This is a genomic window from Mucilaginibacter ginsenosidivorax (assembly GCF_007971525.1).
In the GTDB taxonomy this organism is placed as follows: Bacteria; Bacteroidota; Bacteroidia; order Sphingobacteriales; family Sphingobacteriaceae; genus Mucilaginibacter; species Mucilaginibacter ginsenosidivorax.
The window spans coordinates 975,347-1,000,769 of the sequence record NZ_CP042437.1 but is presented as its reverse complement, the minus strand read 5'-3'; the positions used below and the strand labels follow the sequence as shown (position 1 = coordinate 1,000,769).

The 25,423-nt window shown below is 44.2% G+C and carries 25 protein-coding genes and 1 riboswitch; of the genes, 12 read left to right on the top strand and 13 right to left on the bottom strand.

What is annotated here, in order from left to right:
• Positions 1-113: 113 nt before the first annotated feature.
• A complete protein-coding gene (locus FSB76_RS04090; RefSeq protein WP_147052317.1) occupies positions 114-1,040 on the top strand; it encodes a hypothetical protein in 927 nt (308 codons plus the stop codon).
• A 3-nt stretch (positions 1,041-1,043) separates the two neighbouring features.
• On the opposite strand, the gene FSB76_RS04085 is transcribed toward FSB76_RS04090, so the two are convergent.
• Complete coding sequence (locus FSB76_RS04085; protein ID WP_147052316.1) at positions 1,044-1,919, bottom strand: glycoside hydrolase family 25 protein; 876 nt, start codon at positions 1,917-1,919, stop codon at positions 1,044-1,046.
• An 84-nt stretch (positions 1,920-2,003) separates the two neighbouring features.
• The gene (locus tag FSB76_RS04080) at positions 2,004-2,360 is read right to left on the bottom strand and encodes a group III truncated hemoglobin (RefSeq protein ID WP_225976415.1); all 357 of its coding nucleotides are present in this window, start codon (positions 2,358-2,360) and stop codon (positions 2,004-2,006) included.
• 135 nt (positions 2,361-2,495) lie between these two features.
• Between FSB76_RS04080 and FSB76_RS04075 the strand changes: the two genes are divergently transcribed.
• From FSB76_RS04075 to FSB76_RS04055, 5 genes are all read left to right on the top strand, one after another.
• Positions 2,496-2,933 carry a MarR family winged helix-turn-helix transcriptional regulator gene (locus FSB76_RS04075; protein ID WP_147052315.1) on the top strand — a complete coding sequence of 146 codons (438 nt, stop codon included), beginning with the start codon at positions 2,496-2,498 and terminating at the stop codon, positions 2,931-2,933.
• Between the two features lie 27 nt (positions 2,934-2,960).
• The gene (locus tag FSB76_RS04070; RefSeq protein ID WP_147052314.1) at positions 2,961-4,226 is read left to right on the top strand and encodes an MFS transporter; all 1,266 of its coding nucleotides are present in this window, start codon (positions 2,961-2,963) and stop codon (positions 4,224-4,226) included.
• A 69-nt stretch (positions 4,227-4,295) separates the two neighbouring features.
• Complete coding sequence (locus FSB76_RS04065; RefSeq protein WP_147052313.1) at positions 4,296-4,862, top strand: isochorismatase family protein; 567 nt, start codon at positions 4,296-4,298, stop codon at positions 4,860-4,862.
• 149 nt (positions 4,863-5,011) lie between these two features.
• Positions 5,012-5,863 carry a YitT family protein gene (locus FSB76_RS04060; RefSeq protein WP_225976414.1) on the top strand — a complete coding sequence of 284 codons (852 nt, stop codon included), beginning with the start codon at positions 5,012-5,014 and terminating at the stop codon, positions 5,861-5,863.
• A 48-nt stretch (positions 5,864-5,911) separates the two neighbouring features.
• Positions 5,912-6,340 (top strand): VOC family protein, encoded by a 429-nt coding sequence (locus tag FSB76_RS04055; RefSeq protein WP_147052311.1) that lies wholly within the window; start codon positions 5,912-5,914, stop codon positions 6,338-6,340.
• On the opposite strand, the gene FSB76_RS04050 is transcribed toward FSB76_RS04055, so the two are convergent.
• From FSB76_RS04050 to FSB76_RS04025, 6 genes are all read right to left on the bottom strand, one after another.
• Positions 6,341-7,114, bottom strand: a complete 774-nt coding sequence (locus FSB76_RS04050) for an SGNH/GDSL hydrolase family protein (protein ID WP_147052310.1) — start codon at positions 7,112-7,114, stop codon at positions 6,341-6,343. It abuts the gene before it with no gap.
• Positions 7,115-7,162: 48 nt separating this feature from the next.
• Positions 7,163-9,631: a glycoside hydrolase family 95 protein gene (locus tag FSB76_RS04045; RefSeq protein ID WP_147052309.1), complete on the bottom strand. Its 2,469-nt coding sequence runs from the start codon at positions 9,629-9,631 to the stop codon at positions 7,163-7,165.
• Positions 9,632-9,722: 91 nt separating this feature from the next.
• Positions 9,723-10,109 carry an acyl-CoA thioesterase gene (locus tag FSB76_RS04040; protein ID WP_090648882.1) on the bottom strand — a complete coding sequence of 129 codons (387 nt, stop codon included), beginning with the start codon at positions 10,107-10,109 and terminating at the stop codon, positions 9,723-9,725.
• A 224-nt stretch (positions 10,110-10,333) separates the two neighbouring features.
• Positions 10,334-11,338: a beta-ketoacyl-ACP synthase III gene (locus FSB76_RS04035; protein WP_147052308.1), complete on the bottom strand. Its 1,005-nt coding sequence runs from the start codon at positions 11,336-11,338 to the stop codon at positions 10,334-10,336.
• Positions 11,339-11,396: 58 nt separating this feature from the next.
• Positions 11,397-13,703 (bottom strand): 5-methyltetrahydropteroyltriglutamate--homocysteine S-methyltransferase, encoded by a 2,307-nt coding sequence (gene metE, locus FSB76_RS04030; RefSeq protein WP_147052307.1) that lies wholly within the window; start codon positions 13,701-13,703, stop codon positions 11,397-11,399.
• Positions 13,704-13,871: 168 nt separating this feature from the next.
• Positions 13,872-14,073: riboswitch (cobalamin riboswitch) on the bottom strand.
• 496 nt (positions 14,074-14,569) lie between these two features.
• Positions 14,570-15,187 carry a phosphatase PAP2 family protein gene (locus FSB76_RS04025; protein WP_225976413.1) on the bottom strand — a complete coding sequence of 206 codons (618 nt, stop codon included), beginning with the start codon at positions 15,185-15,187 and terminating at the stop codon, positions 14,570-14,572.
• Between the two features lie 184 nt (positions 15,188-15,371).
• Here FSB76_RS04025 and FSB76_RS04020 point away from each other — a divergent pair, with 184 nt between their 5' ends.
• From FSB76_RS04020 to FSB76_RS04010, 3 genes are read left to right on the top strand one after another with little or no spacing between them, the layout of a single operon-like run.
• Entirely contained in the window at positions 15,372-16,115 is a 744-nt protein-coding gene (locus tag FSB76_RS04020; protein ID WP_147052306.1) for a dioxygenase family protein, read from the top strand.
• A gap of 12 nt (positions 16,116-16,127) precedes the next feature.
• Positions 16,128-16,679 (top strand): hypothetical protein, encoded by a 552-nt coding sequence (locus FSB76_RS04015; protein ID WP_147052305.1) that lies wholly within the window; start codon positions 16,128-16,130, stop codon positions 16,677-16,679.
• Positions 16,642-17,343, top strand: a complete 702-nt coding sequence (locus FSB76_RS04010; protein ID WP_147052304.1) for a pirin family protein — start codon at positions 16,642-16,644, stop codon at positions 17,341-17,343. Before FSB76_RS04015 ends, FSB76_RS04010 begins: the two co-directional genes overlap by 38 nt.
• Before the next feature lie 396 nt (positions 17,344-17,739).
• On the opposite strand, the gene FSB76_RS04005 is transcribed toward FSB76_RS04010, so the two are convergent.
• The 5 genes from FSB76_RS04005 to FSB76_RS03985 all read right to left on the bottom strand — a co-directional run bounded on the left by FSB76_RS04005 (position 17,740) and on the right by FSB76_RS03985 (position 21,665).
• Positions 17,740-17,895 (bottom strand): Sec-independent protein translocase subunit TatA/TatB, encoded by a 156-nt coding sequence (locus FSB76_RS04005; RefSeq protein WP_147052303.1) that lies wholly within the window; start codon positions 17,893-17,895, stop codon positions 17,740-17,742.
• Positions 17,896-18,035: 140 nt separating this feature from the next.
• Complete coding sequence (locus FSB76_RS04000; RefSeq protein WP_147052302.1) at positions 18,036-19,292, bottom strand: aspartate kinase; 1,257 nt, start codon at positions 19,290-19,292, stop codon at positions 18,036-18,038.
• Entirely contained in the window at positions 19,293-20,087 is a 795-nt protein-coding gene (locus FSB76_RS03995) for an RsiV family protein (protein ID WP_147052301.1), read from the bottom strand. It abuts the gene before it with no gap.
• A 274-nt stretch (positions 20,088-20,361) separates the two neighbouring features.
• Entirely contained in the window at positions 20,362-20,781 is a 420-nt protein-coding gene (locus FSB76_RS03990; protein ID WP_147060872.1) for a GNAT family N-acetyltransferase, read from the bottom strand.
• Between the two features lie 194 nt (positions 20,782-20,975).
• Positions 20,976-21,665 (bottom strand): YggS family pyridoxal phosphate-dependent enzyme, encoded by a 690-nt coding sequence (locus FSB76_RS03985; protein WP_147052300.1) that lies wholly within the window; start codon positions 21,663-21,665, stop codon positions 20,976-20,978.
• A gap of 43 nt (positions 21,666-21,708) precedes the next feature.
• Between FSB76_RS03985 and FSB76_RS03980 the strand changes: the two genes are divergently transcribed.
• The 3 genes from FSB76_RS03980 to FSB76_RS03970 all read left to right on the top strand — a co-directional run bounded on the left by FSB76_RS03980 (position 21,709) and on the right by FSB76_RS03970 (position 25,276).
• Positions 21,709-22,317, top strand: coding sequence for a DUF4296 domain-containing protein (locus tag FSB76_RS03980; protein ID WP_147052299.1), 609 nt, complete (start codon positions 21,709-21,711; stop codon positions 22,315-22,317).
• The gene (locus FSB76_RS03975; RefSeq protein ID WP_147052298.1) at positions 22,301-24,670 is read left to right on the top strand and encodes an endonuclease MutS2; all 2,370 of its coding nucleotides are present in this window, start codon (positions 22,301-22,303) and stop codon (positions 24,668-24,670) included. The genes FSB76_RS03980 and FSB76_RS03975 overlap by 17 nt, the downstream gene beginning before the upstream one ends.
• Before the next feature lie 243 nt (positions 24,671-24,913).
• A complete protein-coding gene (locus FSB76_RS03970) occupies positions 24,914-25,276 on the top strand; it encodes a VOC family protein (RefSeq protein WP_147052297.1) in 363 nt (120 codons plus the stop codon).
• Positions 25,277-25,423: the final 147 nt, after the last annotated feature.

Below are 25,423 nucleotides of genomic sequence, written 5' to 3'. Positions count from 1 at the left end.
AGTTTTGATATATGATAGGCTTGCGAAGTATATGCCGTAGCCATCAACTTATGGTTGCGCTTTCTGTTTCCAAACAAATTGCTCATATTTATGCAAGATACTTTCATTCTGCCATGAAAAACTGTGTACTCCTGTGTATGTGTTTAACTGTGTTGTGCGCTTGTTCACATAAAAAGCAACCTTCGGCAGAAACAAAACATGTTGTTAAGGCTAATAAGTCGGCTAAAACTTCAACCATCAATAAGCCGCAATATACAAACCCCTTGTTTAATCAGTATGTGGTATTTATTAAATCTTTAAATTTTACGGACCCTGAAAATGCCACAAAGGCCGCGAAAAAATATGCAGACCTATTCAACGGACAAGCCCCTGCCACCTGCGATACTGCTTTTTTGATGTTTAGCGCGTACTACGATAAGTTGGATAATAGCCTGGACAATATTCACTACGACCGTGCCGACAGGAGCGACACGATACTTGTTGGTAAAGTAAAACCGGGCAAACTGCCGGCAAAAGTTGCAAAGTACCTAACGCAATTAAATGATAACGGCTTTACAATTATTATGGAAGAAGGCGATACCTATGTAGGGCAAGACCGGGATTTTATCAGTAAATGGTTTTATGATTATGTTTCGCCGGTGATGAAGGTATATCTGGAGCAATTGAATAAGGAGAATAAAGCTGTTTACATGGAAGATGCTTCGATAATTATAAGTGCAAAACAGCTGGTTGACAGGGAAATATGGTGGGAGCGATTTGTTGAGGAAAACCTTGGTTTTATAAGCATTGCCGACGCAGCCATCAACCAAAAAAGTTATTTGCAGGTACTGCTCCAGGGAACCGATAACACCTGGGTTATGGATGACCAGAACCGCTTGAGCGATTATTTTAAAGAAGCCTACAACTACCTGTCAGATAAATACCCCTCATCCGCTGCCGCTAAACTGGTAGCGCCTTACTATACCTTTTTAAAGGAGGGGCACAGATATCGGGCCGATAGTTTGATGAATGTTTATAAGAAGGAAGGGGTAACGGGGTGATTTTTACTTCACCAGCAATTTTTCAAACGCGGTAGTGTCGCCTTTAAAAATACTCATATCAACCCTTTGATTAATGCCATTGATGTGCGCCCTATCGGAGTGTTGCCAAAATTGCCAATTGGTATTACTGCTCACATTTAACTGGGGTTGGTAATAATGGGCTATCCACAGCGGGTATTCGTCAAAATAACCTTGCAGGTAGTCCTGGTAAAAGCTCAGGTTGGTGTAAATAATGGGTTTTACACCGGTTTTGGTTTCTATTTGGTGAATGAACAGCTTAAGCTGGATACGCATTTTTTCGGGCGTAGTGCGGTATAGCCTCTCCACATCTACAACCATCGGTAGGTCGCCTTTTTCAATTTTTACCGTTTGCAGCATGAATTTAGCCTGCCATAATCCACTTTTTTGCGGCAAAAAGAAATGGTATGCACCACAAACGAGGCCGGCCTTGGGAGCTTCGCGCCAGTTGCGTTGAAAATAGGGGTCGGTCATTAAAACGCCTTCGGTTGCCTTAATAAAGGCAAATTTGATATGTACACCATCCTCGTTCATCTGCTTTACCTTTTGCCAGTTTATTTTGCCCTGGTACGATGACACATCAATGCCATGCACTGTATAGTTGGCCGGTATGCGTACACCAAAACTTTTGTAAGTGCGGTAATTGGTAGGTTCGCCGGCGTCAAGTATCCATCGCCAGGTTGCGGTTGCCGTTTTTAAAACGTAGCCATAATAAAAAGGCGAAAGCACTATGAGCAATAAGCCAATAGAGGCAAATATCCATCCTGTAGGAACTGCGGAAGATGTTTTTTTCTTCGCGGCAGCTTTCCGTTTTGCGGGAACTGTGGTTTTAGGAGGTGTTTTTTTAACAGGTGGCGGCACAAGGCAAAATTACTAAAATGAGCCCGCATATTGCCCGGTAAATAAATAGCTAAATAATATTAAGCGGATTATTTTTAAAATAGGCTATTTTATATTGAAACATTTCGGCCATTTTACCGGCCCTCCATTTGGCCTCATCGGCCTTTCGCCGGTAAAAAGGTTATCAACTGTAGCTGTAAATAAATTCAGCCATTCATTAAAATGCTTTTCGTCAATAGGTAAGCGCGCATGGGGCGGAAACGGCGCACCGTTATACGTATGTTCTTGCAATAGCAGGGTTTGCCAAAAGGTATACATTTTTTCAAGGTGCGGCAACCAGCCATCACCTAAGCGTTGGTTAAAAACAGGAGCCAGTAAAACGTCTTCGCCAACTTTATTGTAAAACGTATCAACCAACAGTTTAATATCATCTAATGAAGCTATATCGTGTTTTATACCCATGGCTATACCTGTTATTCCACACCAAAGCTACCCAATGTCATATAACACCAATGTAAAAAAAGCGGACAATAGGGACAAATCCTAAAATTGTGTTATATTTGTAAGGTAAACTTACAAGTTTACCTTATTATAAAAATGACAGATCAAAAAGATATTCAACTGGCGGCCGACCTGCGTACGGTGGTAACCAGGCTTATTAAGGTACTGCGGAAGCATTCGGTAACCGCCGATAAATTGTCGTTAACCGAACGATCGACGATTGCCCTGCTTGATCAACACCAGGAATTGTTGCCTAACGAATTGGCGGCCATGGAAAAGATAACTACCCAAAGCATGTCGCAGATATTAGCAAACCTGCAGCAGCGTGGTTTAATCAAAAGGCGTATCTCGGAAACCGATAAGCGTAAAGCCATCATCAGTTTATCTGATCTTGGTCGCGATATGCTGTACCAGGTACGCAACGAGCGCAATGCCTGGCTTAATGATGCCATAGCTGCAACCTGTACACCCGAGGAACAGGAGCTTATTAAAAAAGCTATTGGCCCGCTAACAAAAATTGTTGATTTTGAATAAGGCCTTTGTGCAAAGGATAGGGGAGTAATGAATATAAACACTTTTAATGCATTTAAAAGCCGCAACTACAGGCTTTATTTTACCGGACAATCCATATCACTGGTGGGCACCTGGATGCAGAAAACCGAAGTAAGTTGGGTAATATACTCGCAAACACATTCTAAATTTTTATTGGGGGTTACCCTTTTTGCAAGCTTGTTTCCGTCGTTTTTATTTTCATTTTTGGGCGGGGTAGTGTCAGATAGGTATAACAGGTATAAATTATTGCTGCTTACCCAGGCTGCATCAATGGTGCAGGCTATTTTACTTACGGCGCTGGTTTTTTTTGGACGATATGTAGTTTGGGAAATCATCGGTTTAAGCGCTCTTCTGGGTATCATTAATGCTTTCGATGTGCCTGCCCGTCAATCGCTGGTTTATGAGATGGTTGACGATAAAGCCGACTTGCCCAATGCGCTGGCACTTAACTCATCTATGGTGAACCTTTCGAGGCTGGTTGGGCCGGGTATTGCAGGCCTGGTGCTGGAGAAGTTTGGCGATGTAATGTGTTTTGGCGCAAATGCCGCCAGCTTTATTGCTGTAATTGGGTCGCTGTTGTTAATGAGGCTGCCCAAATCAAAACCCAAAGCACATACGCACAATATCTATTTTGAACTTAAAGAGGGCTTTAGTTATATCAAAAATACACCTTCAATTAAGTTTGTGTTGGTGATGCTGGCTTTAATAAGCCTCATGGTTTTACCATTTAATACGCTGATACCGGTTTATGCCAAGGATATTTTTAAGGGAACCGCATCAACTTTTGGAGTAATAGACAGCCTGATAGGTTTAGGGGCATTTTCGGGAGCTATATTCCTGGCCTCAATAAAAGCGGGCCGAAACCTTAAAAAGATTTTGGCCTTAAGTACGCTGATTTTCGGCGGAGGTTTGGCTGTCTTTTCTCATATGCCTAATTATTACATCGCCCTTTTGTTTGCGGCTGTTACAGGTTTTGGGATGATGGCCCAGATCACCATCAGCAACACACTCATTCAAACTACGGTTGATCCGGCTATGCGCGGCCGGGTAATCAGTTTTTATGCCATGGCATTTTTTGGAATGCAGCCCTTGGGCGGCTTGCTGGTAGGAGCTATTTCGCAAAAAATAGGCGTTCCGGATACCGTTTTAGGCGAAGGCCTTGTAGCGCTGCTTTTGGGTTTATTGCAACTGAGCTATCTGAGGAAAACCAGGCTTAAAAAGACTACCGAAGCAACTTTACAACACCCGCCTGTTAATTCACTAACCTCAAACTGATACACACGAGTTTGATGAACACGAATGGAATAGATACTAACAGCGATAATCGAAATAAATACAAATTATATGATAACTACAATTGATAAAAACACCGCGCTCGTGTTAATTGATTTACAAAAGGCTGTTGTGCAAATGCCAACGGCGCATCCTATGAGCCAGGTATTGGAAAACTCGGCTAAGTTGCTTGCCGCTTTTCGTAAGGCAAGGCTGCCGGTTGTAATAGTAAATGTTAACCCTGCAGGCTCGGCTGCATTTGCCACCCGCAGGGATAGTAACCCAAACGCCGGTTCGGTGCCCGGTCCCGATTTTTTGGATATAGTGCCCGAAATTAAAGTAGAGGACGGCGACATCAGGATAACAAAAAAAACTTGGGGAGCTTTTTACCAAACCGGCCTGCATGACGAGCTGCAAAAACGCGGCGTTACCCAGATTGTGCTGGCCGGGTTGGCTACCAGCATAGGTGTAGAAGCTACCGCCCGCAGCGCCAATGAATTTGCCTATAATATTGCATTTGCCAGTGATGCCATGAGCGATAGGTTTGCCGATGCACACGATAGCAGTTTTAAATATATTTTCCCCAGGATTGGCGAAGTAGGTACCACAGATGAGATTATTGCTAAACTGGGTTTATAGGTTTAGCACTTTTTTGAATAGCCGGGATATTTAGGTTCCGGCACGTTAAACTGTTTACATTTTATACCTCAAAACCAACCCGTTCTTAATTATCTGATTTATTAAAACCCGTTTTAGCTCCGGATAAATTATATTTGGGCATGAAGGTAATGAAGATCATCAAAGAATCAATATCTATTGGCTTGGGTATCCTGGCGGCCGGTTTTGGCCTTAAGGGGTTCCTGTTATCCAGCCATTTTATTGATGGAGGGGTAACGGGTGTATCAATGCTGGTTGCAGATATTTCGGCCATACCCATTTCTTTGCTTATTTTTTTAATTAATGTGCCTTTTTTATGGCTCGGTTATAAAAAACTTGGGCTGTGGTTTGCCATAAAAAGCACCATTGCCATTGGCTTGCTGTCGGTAAGCCTGGTAGTAATTAATTTTCCGGATGTAACGCATGATAAGCTGCTTACAGCTGTTTTTGGCGGCGTATTTATAGGTACAGGCAGCGGCCTGGCCATGCGCGGTGGCGCCGTGCTTGACGGTACCGAGATAGCAGCGGTACTCATCAGCAAACGAACTCAATTGCTAAAGGTGAGCGATTTTATTTTGCTGCTTAACGTAGTGATATTTGGGCTTGCTGCCTTTTTGCTGGGCGTTGAGCCGGCTATGTACTCCATATTAACGTATATGGCTGCCGCTAAAATGATCGATTTTATTTTGAACGGTATTGAACAGTATTCGGGTATCACGGTAGTATCTACGCATAGCGAGGCTATTCGCCGGGCAATTACGCTTACGTTGGGCAGGGGTGTTACCATTTACCAGGGTAAAAGCGGGTACGGAAAGGATGGCCACGTAAACGACCCGCGGGATATTATTTTTACCGTTGCCACCCGGCTGGAGATTCCATCGTTAAAACAAACCATCCTGCGGATAGATCCCAAGGCATTTATTGTACAGCAAAGCGTGGATGATACCACCGGGGGATTGTTAAAACGCAAAGGATTACATTAGTTGTGAGTTGTCATTAAAATGGGCGGTTAATTTAGAGTTTAAATAGTTATGGATAAAATAACACCTTTTCACGTTGCTGTGCCGGTTTATGACTTGGACGAGGCCCGCAAATTTTACCGCGAAGTTTTAGGCTGTGGCGAGGGCCGTAGCGATACTAACTGGACAGACTTTAACTTATACGGCCACCAGTTTGTTATTCACCTGAAGCCTAAACCGGTTGATGATGCCAAACATCATTTTAACCCGGTTGATGGCCACGATGTACCCGTACCTCATTTTGGCGTGGTACTGGAATGGGATGACTGGGTTGCGCTGGAGGCGAAACTAAAAAGCCTTAACGTGAAATTTGTAATTGAGCCCTATATCCGTTTTAAAGGCCTGCCGGGCGAGCAGGCCACCATGTTTTTCCTTGATCCGTCCGGAAATGCGTTGGAGTTTAAAGCTTTTAAGGATATAGGGCAGTTGTTTGCGGTTTAACTACCCCGGGAAACCGTAATTCTTTTTTGCTGCTTTAATCCATTCACGGGCTATCAATTCGTGCCCGGCCGGCATGGGGTGCACGCCATCCCATATCCAGAATTCGGCGGGCGCTTTTTTGAGCGCTGCATTAAATATGGTCTGTAACGGTACAAAAACAGCATTGTATTTTTGCGCCAGTTGTTTAGCCACTAATTGTCGTGGTGTTAATTCGTCCTGCCAGCGTTTTAAATCAGCATTTACCTGGCCAACCGGCAAAATAAATGGTTCGCAAATCAACAATTTTATATCGGGGAGCGCGGTTTTAGTTTGATTAAGCAGGGCATCATAATCGTTCCTGAACTGATCAACCGTAGTAGGATTGTTATTGTGGATTACATGGTGTACGTCGTTTACACCAATCAGAATATTCAGGATATCGGGCTTTAAATCTAATGTGTCTTTTTGCCAGCGGGCCTGCAGGTCACGTACGGTATGGCCGCTGATGCCACGGTTTAAAAACATCATTTGCTGGTCGGGATGATCAAACCAAAGCCGGCCCGCTACCAGGTACGGAAAACTTTGGCCCATAATATGGTTCCAGTCTTTATCATATGATCGCCCGCCATCGGTTATTGAATCGCCCTGGAAGAGGATGGTTTTGGCATTGGTGCTATCTTTAAATACCGTTGATAAAGGCGTGGCAAAAACATGGGGTGCAGCAATGGAGCCCAGGGCGGTTAAAGTAACCTTTTTTATAAAATCGCGTCGTTGGTTTGTTTTGTCGTTCGTCATTTCGCTTGTTTGTATTTGTTGGCAGGTTACCCGTTCCTATGAAGTTGATTATATTTTTGAGCCGGTTATTTTATACAACATTCCTTTTTTAGTATTAAAGCCGGTTAAATAACCATTAGCTGTTTTTACCGACCTTGCCTGTACCCCCGTAATTTTTAACGGCGTGGCCGTACGCAATTTGCATATACCGCCGGTTACCGATAAAACTGACGCTGTAACTATCTGCTTGTTTTTCCAGTTCATGGCTATCTGGAAATTGCCGCGAGCTTTTAAGCCCGAAATATTGCCTTCGGCCCAGGCATCCGGAATGGCTGGTAACAGGCTGATCTCGCCCGACTGGCTTTGCACCAGCGTTTCGCACATTCCGGATAATGCCCCAAAGTTGCCATCTATCTGGAATGGCGGATGGGCATCAAACAAATTGGCATATGAACCGCCGCCATTGGCATAATTGGTTTTTGACGATCCGGTGAGCCTTAACAGGTAATGGATCATTTTGTAGGCATGGTTACCATCCAGCAATCGAGCCCAAAAGTTAATTTTCCATGCCAGGCTCCACCCGGTACCGGCATCTCCTCTAAGTTCCAGTGTTTTTTTTGCGGCAGCGGCCAGTTCCGGTGTTTGGATAGGAGAGATCTCATGGCCCGGAAAAACGGTGAATAAATGCGATACGTGCCTGTGATGCGGATCGGTATCTTCCCAATCCTTATACCATTCCTGCAGGTTTCCTTTTTTGCCGATGTGCAGCGGGTATAATTGCTTGCGGTAGGCAATAACCGAATCGCGGAAGGCCTTATCTGTACCTAATTGACCAGCGGCATCTATCACGTTGGTAAACAAATCCCAGATGATGGCCATATCCATGGTAGTGGCTACAGATACGGTACCTTGTTTGCCCTTATCGTCAATAAAGCTATTCTCTGGCGATAGGGAAGGGGCAGTTACCAGGTAACCCTTGTAAGGCACCAAAAAATCCATGCAAAAATGGGTGGCACCTTTCATAAGCGGGTACGCAGTATCCTTAAGATAGGTCTTATCGTTGGTAAACTGGTAATGCCACCATAAATGCTGCGATAACCATGGCGATCCCATTGTCCAGTTGGCCCACATGGGGTCGCCATGACCCAAATCGCCAACCGGGTTTGATAATGCCCATATATCGCTGTTGTGGTGCACGGCCCAACCCCGGGTGTGGTAAAATTCTTTGGCTGTTACGTGGCCAGTCACAGCAGCGTTTTTTATAAAGTTGATAAACGGCAATTGCATTTCCGACAGATTGGCTGCCTCGGCAGGCCAGTAGTTCATTTGCACATTGATATTGGTGGTGTAATTTGAACTCCATGGCGGCCGGATCTCCTTATTCCAGATACCCTGCAAATTAGCCGCCGGACCGCCGGGGCGCGAGCAGGAGATCAGCAAATACCTGCTGAACTGGAAATATAATGTTTCAAATGACGGATCTTTAGCCCCTTCCGAATAGTTAAACAGCCGCTCATCTGTTGGTACCAATGCGTTTGCATCACCGGCAAGAGTGGCAAGATTAAAGGATACCCGGTTAAAATATTTATGGTAATCGGCATAATGATGCGCCAGTAGCGCCGGCCAGCTATATTTTACCGCCTTATCCAGATAATCTTTAGCTAATTTATGCTCATCCTTACCTTCGGCATCCGGGCATTTATCAAAGCCGTTAAAGCTGGTTGCTGCCGATAAAAAAATAGTTACATCGGTTGCGTTCTTCACTGTAATGCCGTTGGCATCGGCACTTACTACACCATCTTTATTAATGGCTTTAACCTGTAATTCATAGCGCATGCCACGGCAACCAGGTTTATCATTAAGGGCAACAGTATCTTTGAAATCAACATAGTTAGGCTGCAGGTGCGCCGGGGCTTGCCCTTTCATTAAAATTTGGTTGTTGGATACAGCAACGTTTTGGTATTTCAACTGGTTGCCGATGCCCAGGGTGAAATTTAATTGCCCGGTTTTACTTGCGGTAAACCTGATAGCGATAACCTGGTCGGGTGCTGAACTGATGATTTGCCTGCTGTACTCTACGCCATCGATTGTGTAACGGGTTGTGGCAATAGCATTACTGATATCCAGGTCGCGGTAGTAAGTCGTGGGGACGGTATCTGTTAACTGTTGGGTGATGGTGAGATTGCCAAGTGGTAAATAGGATTCTGAATAATAGCCCTGCATTTTTTTTGCATACTCGTTGGCCTGGGCATAATCTTCATTTTTTAACAGCGCTTCCCTTGCCAGCAGTAAATTGTCATAAGCATGCGGGTTTACGTTGGTGCGCACGGGGCCGCCGGTCCATAAAGTGGCTTCGTTCAGTTGGATGAGTTCGTGGCCTACACGGCCAAATACCATGGCACCAAGCCGGCCGTTGCCCAAAGGCAGCGCCTCTGTCCAAACCTTTGCAGGTTGTTTATACCAAAGTTTTAAATTTTGCTGGCAAAAGGCCGTGAATGGCGTCAGCGCCATCAATAAGGTTGCTATTTTTTTGTTCATGAAGCCGATGTGCAGATTTATAAGCAACTAAATTATAAAACTTAATTGGCTTTAAATAGGCAATGTTATCAGCGGTATTAACATAAACGTATTAATCTACAACCTTTACAGGGTGTTTATGTTCGTCAATAGCCACAAACGTAAAAGTGCCGGTAATGGCCTTTTCGCGCACAAAAGAGTACATTTCTTCAATAAATATCTCCACTAAAACTTTCATACTGGTGTTGCCAATATGCGATACGGTGCCCACCAGTTCGATAATGGTGCCCGCCGGGATAGGTTTATTAAAATCAATCCTGTCGGATGATACGGTAACCATCCGTTTTCGTGTAAAACGGGTAGCGGTTATAAATGCTACCTCATCCATCATGGCCATAGCCGAACCGCCAAACAGCGTATCGTAATGGTTGGTATTATTAGGAAACACGGTTTTGAAAATCCGCGTTTCGGATGCTTTTATTCTTTCTTCGATGGTCATGGAGAGGTATTTTGATGGCCTATGCCAAATAAAAACGTCATTGGGAGTATTCACATCAGGCAAACCTGAAAAAAAAATTATGAAGTGCAACGAAATATAGTTAAACCCAATGTCCTAAAACTACCGTCATTGCGAGGTACGAAGCAATCCCGAACTATTTGGTACTTAGCATGTCGTGGATTGCTTCGTACCTCGCAATGACGGTAATTTAATATTTTCGGAGCTTACGCTTTCCTCAAGGTACCCCATTTTAACAAGGTTGCACCCCATGAGAAGCCGGCGCCAAATGCGGTAAAAATAACGTTATCGTTGTGTTTAAAGTCGTCTTTAAAATCCCAAAGGCAAAGTGGTATGGTTGCAGCTGTGGTATTACCATACCTGTCAATATTTACCTTAACACGGTCTTCGGATAAACCCAGGTTTTCGCCAACAGCATGGATGATGCGGTAATTGGCCTGGTGTGGTATCAGCCAGTTTACATCATCAATCGTCATATCGTTGCGTTTTAACACCTCGGTACAGGTTTCTGTCATGCCTTTAATGGCTGCCTTAAATACAATCCTGCCTTCCTGGCGAATGTAATGCTGGTTAGCCTCAACAGAATCAACAGTAGCCGGGATTTTTGAACCGCCGCCAGGTACCAGCAGGTATTCGCGGCCATGGCCGTCAGTTTTAAAAACGCTATCCATTAAACCAATATCTTCTGTGGTTGGCTCCAGTAAAACAGCACCGGCGCCATCGCCAAAAAGGATACAGGTATTGCGGTCTTTATAATTAATGATAGCACTGTTTTGATCGGCGCCAATTACAATAACTTTTTTGTACCGGTTGCTTTCTACAAGGCTTGCACCAAGCGTGTAGGCATATAAAAAACCACTGCAGGCAGCATTTACATCGGTAGCCCAGGCATTGCTTAAACCAACTTTATCGCACACGATGCTGGCGGTTGATAAAAGCAGGTGATCGGGGGTTGATGTTGCTATTATAAGGCAATCAATTTCTTCTGCGGAAACACCTGTATTTTCTAACAAATTTTTCACAGCGGCAACGGCCATATCCGAGGTGGCAAGCGTAGGGTCGGTTAAAATTCTTCTTTCCTTAATTCCTGTACGTGATACAATCCAATCGCTGTTTGTGTCAACCATCTTCTCTAAATCACTGTTACTTAATATATTATCCGGAACAAAACCCCCAACCCCTGTAATAACCGCGTTACTTTTTAATCTCATAAAATGCCAAAAATCTGAAAAAACAGGCAAGTATACGCAAATTGCCTGTTTTTACCCGTCAGGATACTATTGTTTCTACAACTAACTGACGAAGATGTTTTGCTGCGGCCACCATATTTATGAGCGCCACCTGGGTTTCGGGCCATTTACGGGTCTTTAATCCACAGTCGGGATTTACCCATAAATTGCCGGCGGGCAACAGTTCAGATGCCTTTTCCAGCAGACTTACCATTTCATCAACCGTGGGTACGCGTGGCGAATGGATATCATAAACACCGGGGCCAATTTCGTTTGGATATTTAAAATCGGCGAAGGCAGCCAATAATTCCATTTGCGAGCGCGAGGTTTCAATTGTTATTACATCAGCGTCCATATCGGCAATGTTGCCAATGATATCGTTAAACTCGCTGTAGCACATGTGCGTGTGGATCTGCGTTTCGTCGCGTACGCCGCTGGCCGAAATACGGAATGCTTTTACCGCCCAGTTCAGGTAATTTTGCCAATCTTTTTTACGCAACGGCAAGCCCTCACGAATAGCAGGCTCATCAATCTGGATCACTTTTATGCCGGCTGCCTCCAGGGCTACAACCTCGTTGCGGATGGCCAAAGCTATCTGGTTGGTAGTTTCGGATCGTGGCTGATCATCCCGCACAAACGACCATTGCAGTATAGTTACAGGGCCGGTTAGCATACCCTTCATCAGCCTATCGGTGTTTTGCTGCGCAAAGCTGCTCCAACGTACCGTCATATCCGCCGGGCGGCTTACATCGCCATAAATAACCGGTGGCTTAACACAGCGGCTGCCGTAGCTTTGCACCCAGCCATTTTTGGTGAACAGGAAGCCGTCTAAACGTTCGCCAAAGTACTCTACCATGTCGTTACGTTCAAATTCACCATGTACCAGTACATCCAGGCCTATCTCTTCCTGCCAGCGGATGGCATCAATAGTGGCTTTTTCTATCTCAGCATCATATTGTTTTTCGGTTAGTTCGCCTTTTTTTAGCCTTGCCCTTAAAGAGCGGATATCATCAGTTTGCGGGAACGATCCTATGGTAGTTGTAGGGTACAGTGGTAATTTAAAGCGTTGCTGCTGAATTTTCTGGCGGGTGATGAATCCGCTTTCGCGCTGTGCATCGGCATCAGTAATGGCCGCCACGCGTTGTTTGATATCCTGCTTATGAATGAGTTTTGAAAGGTTGCGGCTGGTGAGGGCGCGCAGGTTTTCCTGCAGCAGTTCATTATTACCGCCGATGATCTGCGCCAGCTCGTTTATCTCGTTTAGTTTCTGTTTGGCAAAGGCCATCCAGTTTTTTATCTCGGGGATGATGGCAGTTTCCAAGTCCAGGTCGAACGGGGTATGCAGCAGCGAGCAGCTTGGGGCTATCATCACTCTATCGGTACCTAATACAGCAATTGCCTTTTTAATGTGGGTTAACGAGCGTACATAATCGTTTTTCCAGATGTTGCGGCCATCAACAACGCCTAACGATAAACTCAGGCTATCGGGCAATACAGTGAGTACTTTATATAACTGACCGGGCGCACGTACCAAATCAACGTGAATAGCGCTTACCGGCAGTGTTACAGCCAGCTCGGTGTTTTCGTGCAGGCTCTCGAAGTAGGTAGTGAGCAATACTTTAATACCGGGACATTGTTTGTTTATCTCCATATAGGCATAGGCATAGGCCGCTTTTTCCTTGTCAGTAAGGTCAAGCGCCAGGAAGGGCTCATCAAGCTGCACCCAAATAGCCCCATAACTTGCCAGCCGTTTTAATACTTCAATATAAACCGGCACCAGTTTTTTAATCAGGTCTATCTTATCAAAACCGGGTTGTTTTTCTTTACCTAACAAAAGGTAGGTTACCGGGCCAATTAATACCGGTTTTGGTGTGTTGCCGGTGTGTTGTTTGGCCAGTATAAACTCGTCAAAAACCTTTTCGCTAAATAGTTTAAACTGCTGGTTTTGTACAAACTCCGGCACAATGTAGTGATAGTTGGTATCAAACCATTTGGTCATTTCCATGGCTGTAACATCCAGGCCGTCTTTTTGGTAGCCGCGGGCCATTGCAAAATACAGGTCAATTTCGGTATTGGCCTTGTTTTGGGTTAATACCGGGGTGTACCGTTCGGGGATGTTGCCCAGCATAAGCGAGGTATCCAGTACCTGGTCGTAAAAGCTGAAATCGTTACAGGGGATCAGGTCGATACCGGCATCAACCTGGGTTTGCCAGTTTTGCAGGCGAATTTGTCGTGCGGCGGCAAACAAATCGTCGCGGGTAATTTTACCTGCCCAGTACTGTTCACTGGCTTTTTTGAGTTCACGGTGGGCACCTACACGAGGGTACCCGAGATTGTTTTTGAGCATACGCTAAAACGTTTTTGGTTAAACATTAATTTGACTTAATGCTCCTTACGGTTTTCGGTATGCTTTCGGAGTAAAATGGTAATAAAAGGCAAAAGCATAACATACAGGCGTATTACAGCCATGTACATCATTCTTTTTTCTTCGACTACTGCTTCATTGCGCGAAAGCATTGTCTTTTACATAGGGGCAAGTATCCTGGCTTGTAACATTGTTGCCGTCCTTCTCATTCGCGCGGGGGCGAACAATGGACATTGTTAAAGGCAACAACCTTTTCTGTTACTTACAGTTGCGCGACAGCCCGTGATTTACACACGGTTCCTTATTAATCCCTGTGCTTTAAACACCGGGAACCACTCTGCAGAAAAAAAGTAAAGAACTTTATTGGCTGTAAAGATGGGAAAAAATGTGCAGATTTTTGATGTGCAGATTTCAGATGTGCAGGCGATTTTTTGATCTATGACGCATGGCGTTGGCGTCAAAATTGAAAGAAACTAATTCGTGCGAATAAAGTGGCACCCGTAAATCCAATGCGGTAAAAAACAACATAGAAACCGTTTTTTGTGGGTATACAGTACAAATTTACAAGCTTCCTTTTATATTTCAAAACCACTCTTTATTCATGTATAAACAAGTAAAAAAAGATAATTAATTAGAACTTTTCAGCAACAAATACGCTATTTATTGATACAAATAGTGCATTTATTTACACAAAAATAAAATTGAGGTTTTTTGTAAAAAATAAAAAAAACAGCCAGAAAAATCGGGTATCTTAACCTTTAAAACTGCCAGATTCGCTACCGTTTTGTAAGGGGTAAATTAAATACCTTTTTATAAAGCAGGACTAAATTAAAAAATTGCCTAAATCACTACTTTTTCAAAAACAACATCGGCAATGCGCTCGCAGCTCCCAATCCTGCACCGGTAGCTACATCTGTAGGATAATGTACACCCAGGTACATCCTTGAATACGCGGTTGAGCCTGCCCATAAATAAGCCGGGACTATCACATACCACTTGGGGTAAGCGGCCGATAAAGCCGTTGCGGTGGCAAATGATGATGAGCTATGCCCCGACGGAAAAGAGTAGTTTCCGGGACGGTAAACGGGGCTGATATTGATATTCTGGATAAATGGTCGCGGGCGTTTTACCAGCACCTTAATCAGTTGGGTTAATCCGGCAGAGATGGCTGTGCTGCTGGCCACGTATAATGCATTTTGCCGCATCCCTTTATCGTTGCCAATAATACCACCAACCAGCAAACCTGCAGGCACACCAATATTGCCATATTCCAGGTGATTGCTTATAAACAGGAAAAAACCGGTTTGGGCAGGGGTACGGTGCTCCTGTAAATCTATCATGATGGCATCATCAAATCGTGGGGTACGCAACTGGGCAGCGGCGGTGTTAATATGCAGGCATAAAAGCAATTGCCATGGAAGCGCGATGACTAAAAATCTGAAACTTGAATACCCGCGCATTGCCATTTTTGCTTTTATGGATTTGTATTGCCCCAATATAAGGCTATTTACAACGAATTGTTTAGCCGGCTTACCTTTTCATCGACACAAAACTCTCGCTTACCGACACATCATGTGTCACTTTCCTGATACATTTTACTTTTGAATCATTAACCGGCATCACAAAATATAAACTAAAAAGATTAAAATCATGGAACGTAAAAATTTTTTAAAAAGCCTGATGATAGGCGCAGTGTCTACATCTGTATTGGTTGAAGCCTGCAAAAAAGATTCAGTAACAACTACCACCAGCAGTACATCAGGCACCACTTCTTCATCAAGTAGTTCTTCCGGGTCAAGTTCCAGCTCAGGCACCTGCAGCGTTATCGAAACTGAAACCGAGGGGCCTTATCCAACCCATTCACCAGCATCATATGTACGAAGCGATATTACAGGCGACCGTACCGGTTATAAAATGACTGTTAATATCACTGTTAACAACAGCAATAACAGCTGCAATGCCTTATCTGGCGCACTGGTTGATATCTGGCACTGCGATGCCGAAGGTAATTATTCAGAATATGGCGGCAGCGGCACACAATCTACCAATTACACATCGGTACATTTTTTACGTGGCAGGCAAACTACCGATGCTAATGGCCTGGTTTCTTTTACATCCATCTTCCCGGGTTGGTATACCGGCCGTGCCACGCACATTCACGTGCATATATACAATTCGGCAGGCACATCATTAAAAGTTACACAAATAGCTTTTCCTGAAGGAACAGGTACGGCTTTAGCTACTGTGGCAGGCTATAGTAAAGGTATGAGCGGTTATACCTACAACGCTACCGATGGCGTGTTCAGCGATGGTTATACCCTTGAACTGGCTACCATAACCGGCAGCAAAACAGCCGGTTTTGTATTATCTATCAGCATGAGCGTACCTGCTTAACCGTATTATAACATGGATACCCGCGTAATTACACTTTGCTACCGAAAGGTCATCGATATAAACTCAGCCAAACAATGGGATAAAGTGGTGTTTGAGGCATCGTACATGGAATTTAAAATGCAGGCCCAGAACTATAGCCACGGTACCGCTTTTACCAGCTATGCCGACCTGCTAAAACACGTGCCAAACGCGCAAAGGCTTGCCGGTATGGTTACCCCGGCCATAACCGGGTATTTACAGCAATTAGGCGGCATTGTGCCCGATGTGCTTAATAACGTGGGTAAGCGTTTTTTAAAGTTCAATAAATTTCAGTTCGAGATCATCAACTCTGATATCAACGATAAAACCCGGCACCAGGTGGCTGTTAATTTTTATACAGGCACACTGGTTTGGCACGATACCATTGCCGATTTTTTGCTGATAGCCGATTACCGGCCCGAAGCAACCGGCGACGAAGAAGTGCTGAGCAACCTGTTTAAACTGCCGCCATACGTAAACATTCATTCACTCCAAAAATTGCAACAACATGGAAAAGACCTCACCCGGGCAGATTCACCTTGCTGATCAGCGGGTAATTACCGAAAATAATACCTTCAGGCGGTGCAGTACTTTTAATTACGACGGGCATTTTAATGAGCACCGTAAAGCATTTGGCCCGCTGCGGGTGTTTAACGACGAGATTTTGGCTGCCGGTAAATCAATTACCATTCAGGTACAACATGCCTGCTATTTTGTAGCGGTGCCGGTAACCGGCGCCCTGCTTGTTGAGGATGCCGAAGGGAAAAGTACGGTAGTGGATGTAGGCGAGGTATATATTAATTACGCAAACAGCGGCGATGTTTTAACTTTAAATAACCCTTACCCAAACCATTGGGTTAACTTTTTGCAGCTGCAGATAGATGCTGATACAGAAGTGTTTCCGTTTTTTAAGCAAACGTTCAGCTTTGATTTTGAGGGCAGGCAAAATGAATTGATAAGTATTATCCCTACTTTATTCAGGCTGCCTTTTAACCTGCACATTGGCCGGTTTGATGGCCGTGCCGACGCGCTTTATCGCTTGAAAGCACCAGGTTCGTTGTTTTATGCGTTTGTAATTGCCGGCGCCTTTGAGTTACAAGGCCGCCTGATGCACGAACGCGACGGCCTTGCTTTGTGGGGTGTGGAAGAAGCTGATATGGAAGCTTTAAGCAATAGCGCGGTGATGCTGGTTTTGGAGATGGAGGGCTAAAAAGCATTGCGAGGTATAAAATATTCAAAATCTTTCGCCCAACCTCAAGGCCTTATCATGTAACCGCTTCTTTGGATCTTATCAATGATAAAACGGTGTCATTTCGAACGAACCGGGGTGGGAATTGAGCGCCGGAGTGAGGAGAAATCTTCGACGATATGCTATACAACAGTGCTTAGTGAATGCATATCATATAGGATTTCTCTTTCGCGCCCCCCTCTATCTCCCTCAAGCTCTATCGAAATGACAATTTTTTTTTGTTAAAAAGATATGTCCACACCTCGTTTGTTTATGTAGATAGTATATTGCTGTAAAAAGTTTTACCGTGTTTGCAACCAAAAAAGGCGCATCGAGATACCTCATGCGCCTTTTTTGGCTTTCCTTTTTTAAGTTAAATTATTCTTTAATGGCGGCGTCTTTTTCGGTCTTACCGTCATTAAATGCCTTTAAGCCCTGGCCCATGCCGCGCATCAGCTCAGGAATTTTTTTGCCGCCAAACAATAACAATACTGCAATAATGATGAGTATTATTTCGGGTGCTCCTAATCCCATAATTTTAAGTTTTTTTGATGAATGTTTTAATTACTAAACCTTTATTTATCTAAAAGTACCAAAGCCACATATTATACAGTGTATTGTATCGGCGAGGTGGTAATTTGTGCCGATGAATCCACTGCCGATCCCTAAAATACTTACCTCACCACTATTTGTGCCGTATTCCTGCTGATTTGCTCCAGTAGTATTGTCTTTCCGGCGGTTAATTCTTTCAGCGAATTTTCATCGTAATGCCTGGTGGTAATCAGCGTTAATCCGCTATTGTATTTTACTTTAAATTCCTGTTTAAGATTGCGCAGCAGTTTTTCAAAGCGCTCTTCGTAATAATCAAAACAAACCGTAAAACTAAGGGCCGACGTTTGCATTACGTTTACTTTTACCTGGTTTTGGGCAAACAGGCCGAAGATGCCACTCAGATGATCTTCTGAAACAAAGGAATAATCAATAGGCGATATAGAAAGCAATACCTGGTTTTGTTTAAGAATGATAACAGGTTTTTCGAATTTGTTGAAGCCATCTTCTTTAATCACTGTGCCGGGGGCATCGGGATGGGTAAAGGGTTTCACCAGCAGGGGTATTTTGGCGTTTTGTAAAGGTTTTATTGTTTTTGGGTGGATAACGCTGGCGCCGTAATAAGTCATCTCGATGGCTTCGGTATAAGATAGCTCATCAAATTTTACTGTGTCGTCAAAATACTTGGGGTCGGCATTCAGGATGCCGGGAACATCTTTCCAGGTGGTAACCGATTCGGCACCCAGGCAGGAGGCGAAGATGGACGCGGTATAATCTGATCCCTCGCGGCCTAAGGTAGTGGTAAAGTTTTCGGATGTACCACCCAAAAAACCTTGTGTTACCACCGTTCCTTTTTGCAGCATAGCCGGAATATCCTTGCTGATGCTTGCCCGCGTTTTATCCCATTGTACAATGCCTTCCCGGTAGCTGTTATCGGTATGAATATAACCGCGCACATCAAGCCATTGGCTTTTTATGCCGGCTTTGTTCAGGTAAGCAGATACGATGCGGGTTGATACCAATTCGCCAATGGATACTATTTGGTCGTAAATAAAATCGTAGCTATCATGCGGTTCATCTTCAATGGCCCAGTCAATCTCCACAAAAGTATTGGCCACATCGTCAAAAACAGGATCGTTGGCCTCAAACAGCTCGTGCAAAATATCAAAGTGATATTTTTTGATGCTGTCGAAGATCCCGTGCATATCCTCTGTTTGATCTACATAGGCTTTAGTAAGCTTCTCCAGCGCGTTGGTGGTTTTGCCCATGGCCGATACCACTATGAGTAATTGTTGGCCATCGTATTGTTTAACAACATTGGCCAAATTGATAATACCATCGGCATCCTTAACTGATGCCCCTCCGAATTTAAATACAAGCATTTATTTAATAAATTTACCCACAACCGAATTTGGCCGGAGTAATGTTTTAATTTGTGAATAGGGGATAAATAACTCGGTTATCCCGGCAGCGTACGGCTTGATTTCATATTGGTTATAAATGAATTTAAGCCCGATTGGTGTAACTGAGAAATTATCATTCAGTGCGAATTTATTATCCTTGAAAAAATAGTCGCGCGCCAGGGATGCTGTATCGCTTAGTTTTTCATCTTTCCTGAAAATGCGTTCAGCAACAGCTTTTAATTTATCAGCATAACCATCAATAAAAAGATCATTTAAGGTGATGCTTTTATTGGCTTTGGTATTCCAGTTGATAAAATAGGTACCTGATGATCCGTGTGCGCCGCCCTGGTAGGTATAACCACTAACTTCAAGCGTGGTAATGCTGGAATCCTGCATCAATACCTTGGCATAGGCGCTTACAATCCACCCGGGATGCTTTTTTAAATAATCGGCATAAGCCAGTAAAAATTTGGATGTGTTATGCAGGTATTTAATATCGGCATTGCCATTGGTAAAAATGCCCGATAATTTCTGCATAATTGAATCATTAAGCCTTGGTTGCCCATCAAAAACCACGTAACTGGCTTTTACAACCGTATCCTTATGATTTGCAGGTTGTCCTGGAAGCGTTACCGGAAATGTAATGAGGCCATCTGTTGAATAACGAAGCGTATCTTTAAAAACCACCTTATCTTCTTTGGTTTTAACGCTCCATTGGCACGATGCAAATGCAAATCCAACTAAAATAAAACAAAGCTTGCTTAGGGTTTTCATGTTAGATGATGTTTTATATAGCTTAATACACCAATAGTTGGTTTGGTTTTACAAGGACATTTGTTTTTGAACGCTGGCTAAGACTCACCCGGCTACGCTGCGCTGGCCACCCTCTCTTCGGCTTCGCCGGAAAGAGGGGCTTGAAGACGGGGTGTAGTCGGCCATTGGCTGTGTTTATTAACTTTTCAAGCCCCTCTTTCCACCGCAGGTGAAGAGAGGATGACGGGCGTAGCCTCGTCGGGTGAGTCTTCCCCGCCATGCAACGCCGCTCTCGTTAATACCGCTCCAACTGCTCTTTTGACAACGACACATTAAGCCATCCCGCCTCAATACTGGCCTCGTATTTTTTGTAAAAGTTGATGGCCGGTTCGTTCCAATCCAGCACTTGCCAAACCATGCCGCTAAACCCAAGTTCTTTGGCCTCCGCCATTAGCCTTTCAATCAAAAGTTTACCAATTTTTTTGCCGCGCCAGGCTTCAGTAACAATTAAATCTTCCAGGTAAAGGCGGCAGCCTTTCCATGTGGAGTAGCGGATATAATAAAGCGCGAAACCTACTATCAGCCCGTCAACTTCGGCCACATAAGCCTTCCAAACAGGTTTAGCGCCAAAACCGGCGTCAATAAATTCGTTTAAAGTAACGGTTACTTCTTCCGGCGCCCGTTCAAACAGGGCCAGCTCATGTACCAGTTCCATCAGTCGCGGACAGTCTTCAACGGTGGCAACACGCAGGATAGGCCCCCCTGCCCCCTGATGTGGGAGCTTTTGATTAATATTGTTTGTTATTTGTTCGTTTTCCAATTCTGTAAATTCTTTAATTCTGCTAATTCTGATTCAGACAACCTAATCAACCCAATCCAACTTAATCAACCCACTCAACCACTCACCAACTAATTATTCTTCCAATGCTTCACCACCCTGGTGCCAAAAATAGTGCTGCCCAGGCGTACCATGTTGCTGCCTTGTTCAATGGCTATTTTATAATCGGACGACATGCCCATCGATAAAATGTTAAAACTATCATCTTTTCTGAAATAGCTCACTTTTATTCCGTCAAAAAAGGTCTTCAGTTCGTAATATTCTTCTTTTATCTGTTTCTCGTTATCGGTATTGGTGGCAATGCCCATCAGTCCGCGGATGCGGATGTTTTTACAAGCTGCAAATTCATCCGATCGTAGCAGATCTATCGCTTCATCAAAACCCAACCCAAATTTGGTTTCCTCGTCGGCAATATAAATTTGCAGCAGGCAATCAATTACCCTGTCGGCCTTTTGGGCGTGTTTGTTTATCTCCTGCAGCAGCTTTATGCTATCAACAGATTGTATCATGCTTACAAAAGGTGCTATGTACTTTACCTTATTGGTTTGCAGGTGGCCAATCAGGTGCCATTCAATATCTTTGGGCAATTGCTCATACTTTTCAACCAGTTCCTGTACCTGGTTTTCGCCAAATAAACGCTGCCCGGCATCGTATGCTTCCTGCACTTCGGCAGCCGGTTTTGTTTTTGATACGGCTAACAATATTACCTTGCCGGCCTCCGTTTCTTTTTTTAAGCTTTTGATATTATCTGCAATGCTCATTTATCCGTAAATTTGCTTAATTAATCAGCCGCTAAATTACAGAATGTATAAATACTTGACCTTGTTTTTTTCAGTAACACTTTTTTTGTGCGGTTGCAAAAGCGATAGTGTCCCCTCAAAATTTATCCAGCCCCAAAAAATGACTGGCTTACTGGTGCAGATACACCTGATAGATGGATCGTTGTATAACGGCTTGCAGGGGGGCGATAGCCTGTACAAATATGGCATGGGCAAATATTTAGATGCTTTCAGGAAATTCGATACCGATTCGGCCCAGTTCAGGAAAAGCATGCAGTATTACGCCAGCGAACCCGACAAGCTGTTTAAAATATATGATTCTGTTGAGGTTAGGATAAAAACCATGTCAGATTCTGTTAACCTGGCTCAAAACAAACAACGCGCAACTACCCAAAAGGCCGATTCGCTAAAAGCAGATTCGGTACGGAAAGCGCTCCTTAAACCAAAAACACCTGCCCAAAAAGCCGATTCGGTTAAGCAGGCAAAAATCAGGGAAAGGGTAATGGCCCACAAAGCCGATTCGTTAAAGGCCGATTTGGCTAAACAAGCAAAAACTAAACGAGCAATGAATTCAAAAATCGACTCGGCAAAAAAATTAAAACATAGAAAAAAACTTAATGCTGTACCCAATTAATAGTGTAGATAAGCTTGGGTTTACCGAAGTAAAGGAATTAATAAAAGCTCATTGCCTGAGCGAGATGGGCCAGCAAATGGTTGATAAGATACAGGTGATGAGCAATTACGACCAAATTGCCAAGTTTTTGAGCCAGGCCAACGAGTTTAAAAATATCCTGGTAAACGACGCTGCACTACCCATTCACCATTTTTTTGATATTAAATCCCTGGCCAATAAAGCCCGTATAGAAGGTGTTTTTTTGAGCGAGGAGGAGTTTTACCAGGTGCAGGCTTCCCTGCAAACCGTATTTGCCGTTATCGCTTATTTTAGCGAGCGAGAAGGACTTTACCCTAACCTGGAGGCGCTTTTTGAGCACCTGCCTATTGAGAAAGCCATCCTGAAAAAGATAGATGCCGTTATTGATCCCAAAGGGAAAATACGCCCCAATGCATCGCGCGAATTGCAGGAAATAACATCGGGCATAGCCAAAGCCGAGCAGGAAGCCCGCAAAAAAATCGACCAGATTTTTAAAAATGCATCATCAAGCGGCTGGACTGCAGATGGATCGCTTACGGTACGCGATGGCAGGTTGTGTATCCCGCTACTTGCCGAAAACAAGCGTAAGCTAAAAGGTTTTATTCACGATGAATCGGCCTCGGGCCAAACCGTTTACATGGAACCCGAAGAGGTATTTACCCTCAACAACCGCGTACGCGACCTGGAATTTGAGCGCCGCCGCGAGATTGTAAAGATATTGACAGCCTTAACAACCGAGTTAAGACCTTATGCGCCGCTTTTGTTATCGTACCATGCCTTATTGACCAAGCTTGATTTTGTACGCGCCAAGGCCCTGTTTGCCATTGATATTGAAGGCGAAATGCCCCAGGTGGTGAACGAACCAAGGCTGAAATTATTTAACGCCCGCCACCCATTGCTGTTTCTGAACTTTAAAAAGGAGCAAAAAACGGTTGTGCCTTTAAATGTACAGATTGATGAAGGCACACGCATTATCGTGGTATCGGGCCCCAATGCCGGCGGTAAATCTGTTTGTATGAAAACCGTAGGCCTGTTGCAAATGATGGTACAGGCTGGCTTGCTGATACCGGCTGCTGAGGCCAGCGTGATAGGGGTGTTTAAGCAAATGTTTGTTGATATAGGGGATGATCAATCTATCGAGAGCGATTTGAGTACTTACAGCGCCCACCTATCCAAAATGAAAAATTTTGTGGAGCAGGCTAATGGTAAAACCCTGATACTGATTGATGAGTTTGGTACCGGTACCGACCCGCAATTTGGCGGCCCCATTGCCGAAGCCGTACTGGAATCGCTGAACCATAAAAAGGTGAGGGGGATGGTAACCACGCACTATAGCAACCTCAAGATATTCGCCAGCAATACCGAAGGGATCGAGAATGCATCGATGCTGTTTAATAACGTAGAGATGAAGCCGCTTTACCGCCTGGAAGTTGGTAAACCCGGCAGCTCGTACGCTTTTGAGATAGCCCAAAAAATAGGCCTGCCGCCAAACGTACTTAACCTGGCCCGTAATAAAATAAGCGAAGGCCAGAAAAAGGTAGATACCCTGTTGGTTGACCTGGAACGCGAAAAACGCGAGATATTTGAAACCAAACAAAAACTGGATAAGCAACAGCGCAAGGTTAACGAGTTGCAGGCCGAGAACGAAAAACTGAAAAGCTACCTGGACGAAAATAAAAAAGTACTGATACGTGAGGCTAAAGACCAGGCCAAAAATATTATCCTGAACGCCAATAAGCTGGTTGAAAACACCATATCCGAAATTAAAAGCAGCAATGCCGATAAAGAAAAAACCCGCACCCTGCGCGAAAACCTGAATATTGAACTTAAAAAGAACACGGTAAAGGTTGAGCCGGTAAAACAAAGCCCGGCTGCAGCCGCTGAGGAGGAACTGAAGCCTGGCGACTGGGTAAAATTAACCGACTCGGAAACTACCGGGCAGGTGATAGAGATCATCCGCGATAACGTGGTAATTGCAATTGGCGATTTGCGCACCGTGGCTAAAAAGAAAAAGGTGGAGCGGGTGAGCAAATCATCGGTACCCAAAGAGGTAAGGCGGACGATGAACTCGCATACCAGCGATTTTGCTAATTTTAGTCCGGAGATTGACGTACGTGGCCAGCGCACCGAGGATGCCCTGCACAATATTGAAAAACTGTTTGACCGTGCACTGATGATGGGTTTTGGTAACCTTAAAATCATCCACGGTAGAGGCGACGGTATTTTGCGCAAAATGATTCGCCAGTACCTCAAAAAATACGACCAGGTTGACAGATTGGAAGACGAGCACGCCGATAGGGGCGGCGATGGGATAACTTATGTTTATTTGAAATAAATTATCCTTTATAAAAGCTATGGAAAGGTGTCGTTTTCTGTTATAGCTTATTGTTTTTCTCGCCGGCTACTATAAGCGCCGCGGTACTATAGCAAATGATAATGCCTATAAAGAGGGATAACCGCGACAAAAAGATCAAAAATAGTGCCCTGAGTAACTTGTTTGATGCAAACGAGGCTCAAAGATCAAAGGATGGTTTTGGATATTGAAAAAGTTAGTATATTTTCCAAATATTATAAACCAATGGCCTTAAAAACTATCACTCCAATGTTATATACCCGGCAGGTACGGGAAACGGTAGATTATTACATCAGTAACCTTGGCTTCACCTGTATTGGCTATGATGAACGCTGGGGCTGGGCAACAGTTAGCCGGGATGATATCGAGATCATGTTTGCCTTACCCAATGAGCATGAGCCTTTCGGAATGCCTAAGTTTACCGGCTCGTTGTACATCCGCACCGATAAGGTTGACGAGTTGTGGAAAGAATTGAAGGAGCAGGCCATTATTTGCTACCCCATTGAAACCTTTGATTTTGGCATGCGCGAATTTGCCATTTACGATTACAACGGTTACCTGTTACAATTTGGCACACCGGTTGATTAGGGCTTCGCGTCATTGGTCATTTCGCTGCGCTGTCATTGGTCATTAGTTGGCTGGGTGCTTCAACAGCGCTTGTAAAGGTATTCAAAGGTGTGGGTTTGGTGTTTGAAAGGGTTTAGAAAGATGCCTGGCAGGACGGGTATTTGCAGG

Coding starts and splice junctions, on each gene's coding strand:
- FSB76_RS04090 (WP_147052317.1), top strand. CDS start 114: ATGAAAAACTGTGTACTCCTGTGTATGTGTTTAACTGTGTTGTGCGCT.
- FSB76_RS04080 (WP_225976415.1), bottom strand. CDS start 2,360: ATGGGTATAAAACACGATATAGCTTCATTAGATGATATTAAACTGTTG.
- FSB76_RS04075 (WP_147052315.1), top strand. CDS start 2,496: ATGACAGATCAAAAAGATATTCAACTGGCGGCCGACCTGCGTACGGTG.
- FSB76_RS04070 (WP_147052314.1), top strand. CDS start 2,961: ATGAATATAAACACTTTTAATGCATTTAAAAGCCGCAACTACAGGCTT.
- FSB76_RS04065 (WP_147052313.1), top strand. CDS start 4,296: ATGATAACTACAATTGATAAAAACACCGCGCTCGTGTTAATTGATTTA.
- FSB76_RS04060 (WP_225976414.1), top strand. CDS start 5,012: ATGAAGATCATCAAAGAATCAATATCTATTGGCTTGGGTATCCTGGCG.
- FSB76_RS04055 (WP_147052311.1), top strand. CDS start 5,912: ATGGATAAAATAACACCTTTTCACGTTGCTGTGCCGGTTTATGACTTG.
- FSB76_RS04050 (WP_147052310.1), bottom strand. CDS start 7,114: ATGACGAACGACAAAACAAACCAACGACGCGATTTTATAAAAAAGGTT.
- FSB76_RS04045 (WP_147052309.1), bottom strand. CDS start 9,631: ATGAACAAAAAAATAGCAACCTTATTGATGGCGCTGACGCCATTCACG.
- FSB76_RS04040 (WP_090648882.1), bottom strand. CDS start 10,109: ATGACCATCGAAGAAAGAATAAAAGCATCCGAAACGCGGATTTTCAAA.
- FSB76_RS04035 (WP_147052308.1), bottom strand. CDS start 11,338: ATGAGATTAAAAAGTAACGCGGTTATTACAGGGGTTGGGGGTTTTGTT.
- metE (WP_147052307.1), bottom strand. CDS start 13,703: ATGCTCAAAAACAATCTCGGGTACCCTCGTGTAGGTGCCCACCGTGAA.
- FSB76_RS04025 (WP_225976413.1), bottom strand. CDS start 15,187: ATGGCAATGCGCGGGTATTCAAGTTTCAGATTTTTAGTCATCGCGCTT.
- FSB76_RS04020 (WP_147052306.1), top strand. CDS start 15,372: ATGGAACGTAAAAATTTTTTAAAAAGCCTGATGATAGGCGCAGTGTCT.
- FSB76_RS04015 (WP_147052305.1), top strand. CDS start 16,128: ATGGATACCCGCGTAATTACACTTTGCTACCGAAAGGTCATCGATATA.
- FSB76_RS04010 (WP_147052304.1), top strand. CDS start 16,642: ATGGAAAAGACCTCACCCGGGCAGATTCACCTTGCTGATCAGCGGGTA.
- FSB76_RS04005 (WP_147052303.1), bottom strand. CDS start 17,895: ATGGGATTAGGAGCACCCGAAATAATACTCATCATTATTGCAGTATTG.
- FSB76_RS04000 (WP_147052302.1), bottom strand. CDS start 19,292: ATGCTTGTATTTAAATTCGGAGGGGCATCAGTTAAGGATGCCGATGGT.
- FSB76_RS03995 (WP_147052301.1), bottom strand. CDS start 20,087: ATGAAAACCCTAAGCAAGCTTTGTTTTATTTTAGTTGGATTTGCATTT.
- FSB76_RS03990 (WP_147060872.1), bottom strand. CDS start 20,781: ATGGAACTGGTACATGAGCTGGCCCTGTTTGAACGGGCGCCGGAAGAA.
- FSB76_RS03985 (WP_147052300.1), bottom strand. CDS start 21,665: ATGAGCATTGCAGATAATATCAAAAGCTTAAAAAAAGAAACGGAGGCC.
- FSB76_RS03980 (WP_147052299.1), top strand. CDS start 21,709: ATGTATAAATACTTGACCTTGTTTTTTTCAGTAACACTTTTTTTGTGC.
- FSB76_RS03975 (WP_147052298.1), top strand. CDS start 22,301: ATGCTGTACCCAATTAATAGTGTAGATAAGCTTGGGTTTACCGAAGTA.
- FSB76_RS03970 (WP_147052297.1), top strand. CDS start 24,914: ATGGCCTTAAAAACTATCACTCCAATGTTATATACCCGGCAGGTACGG.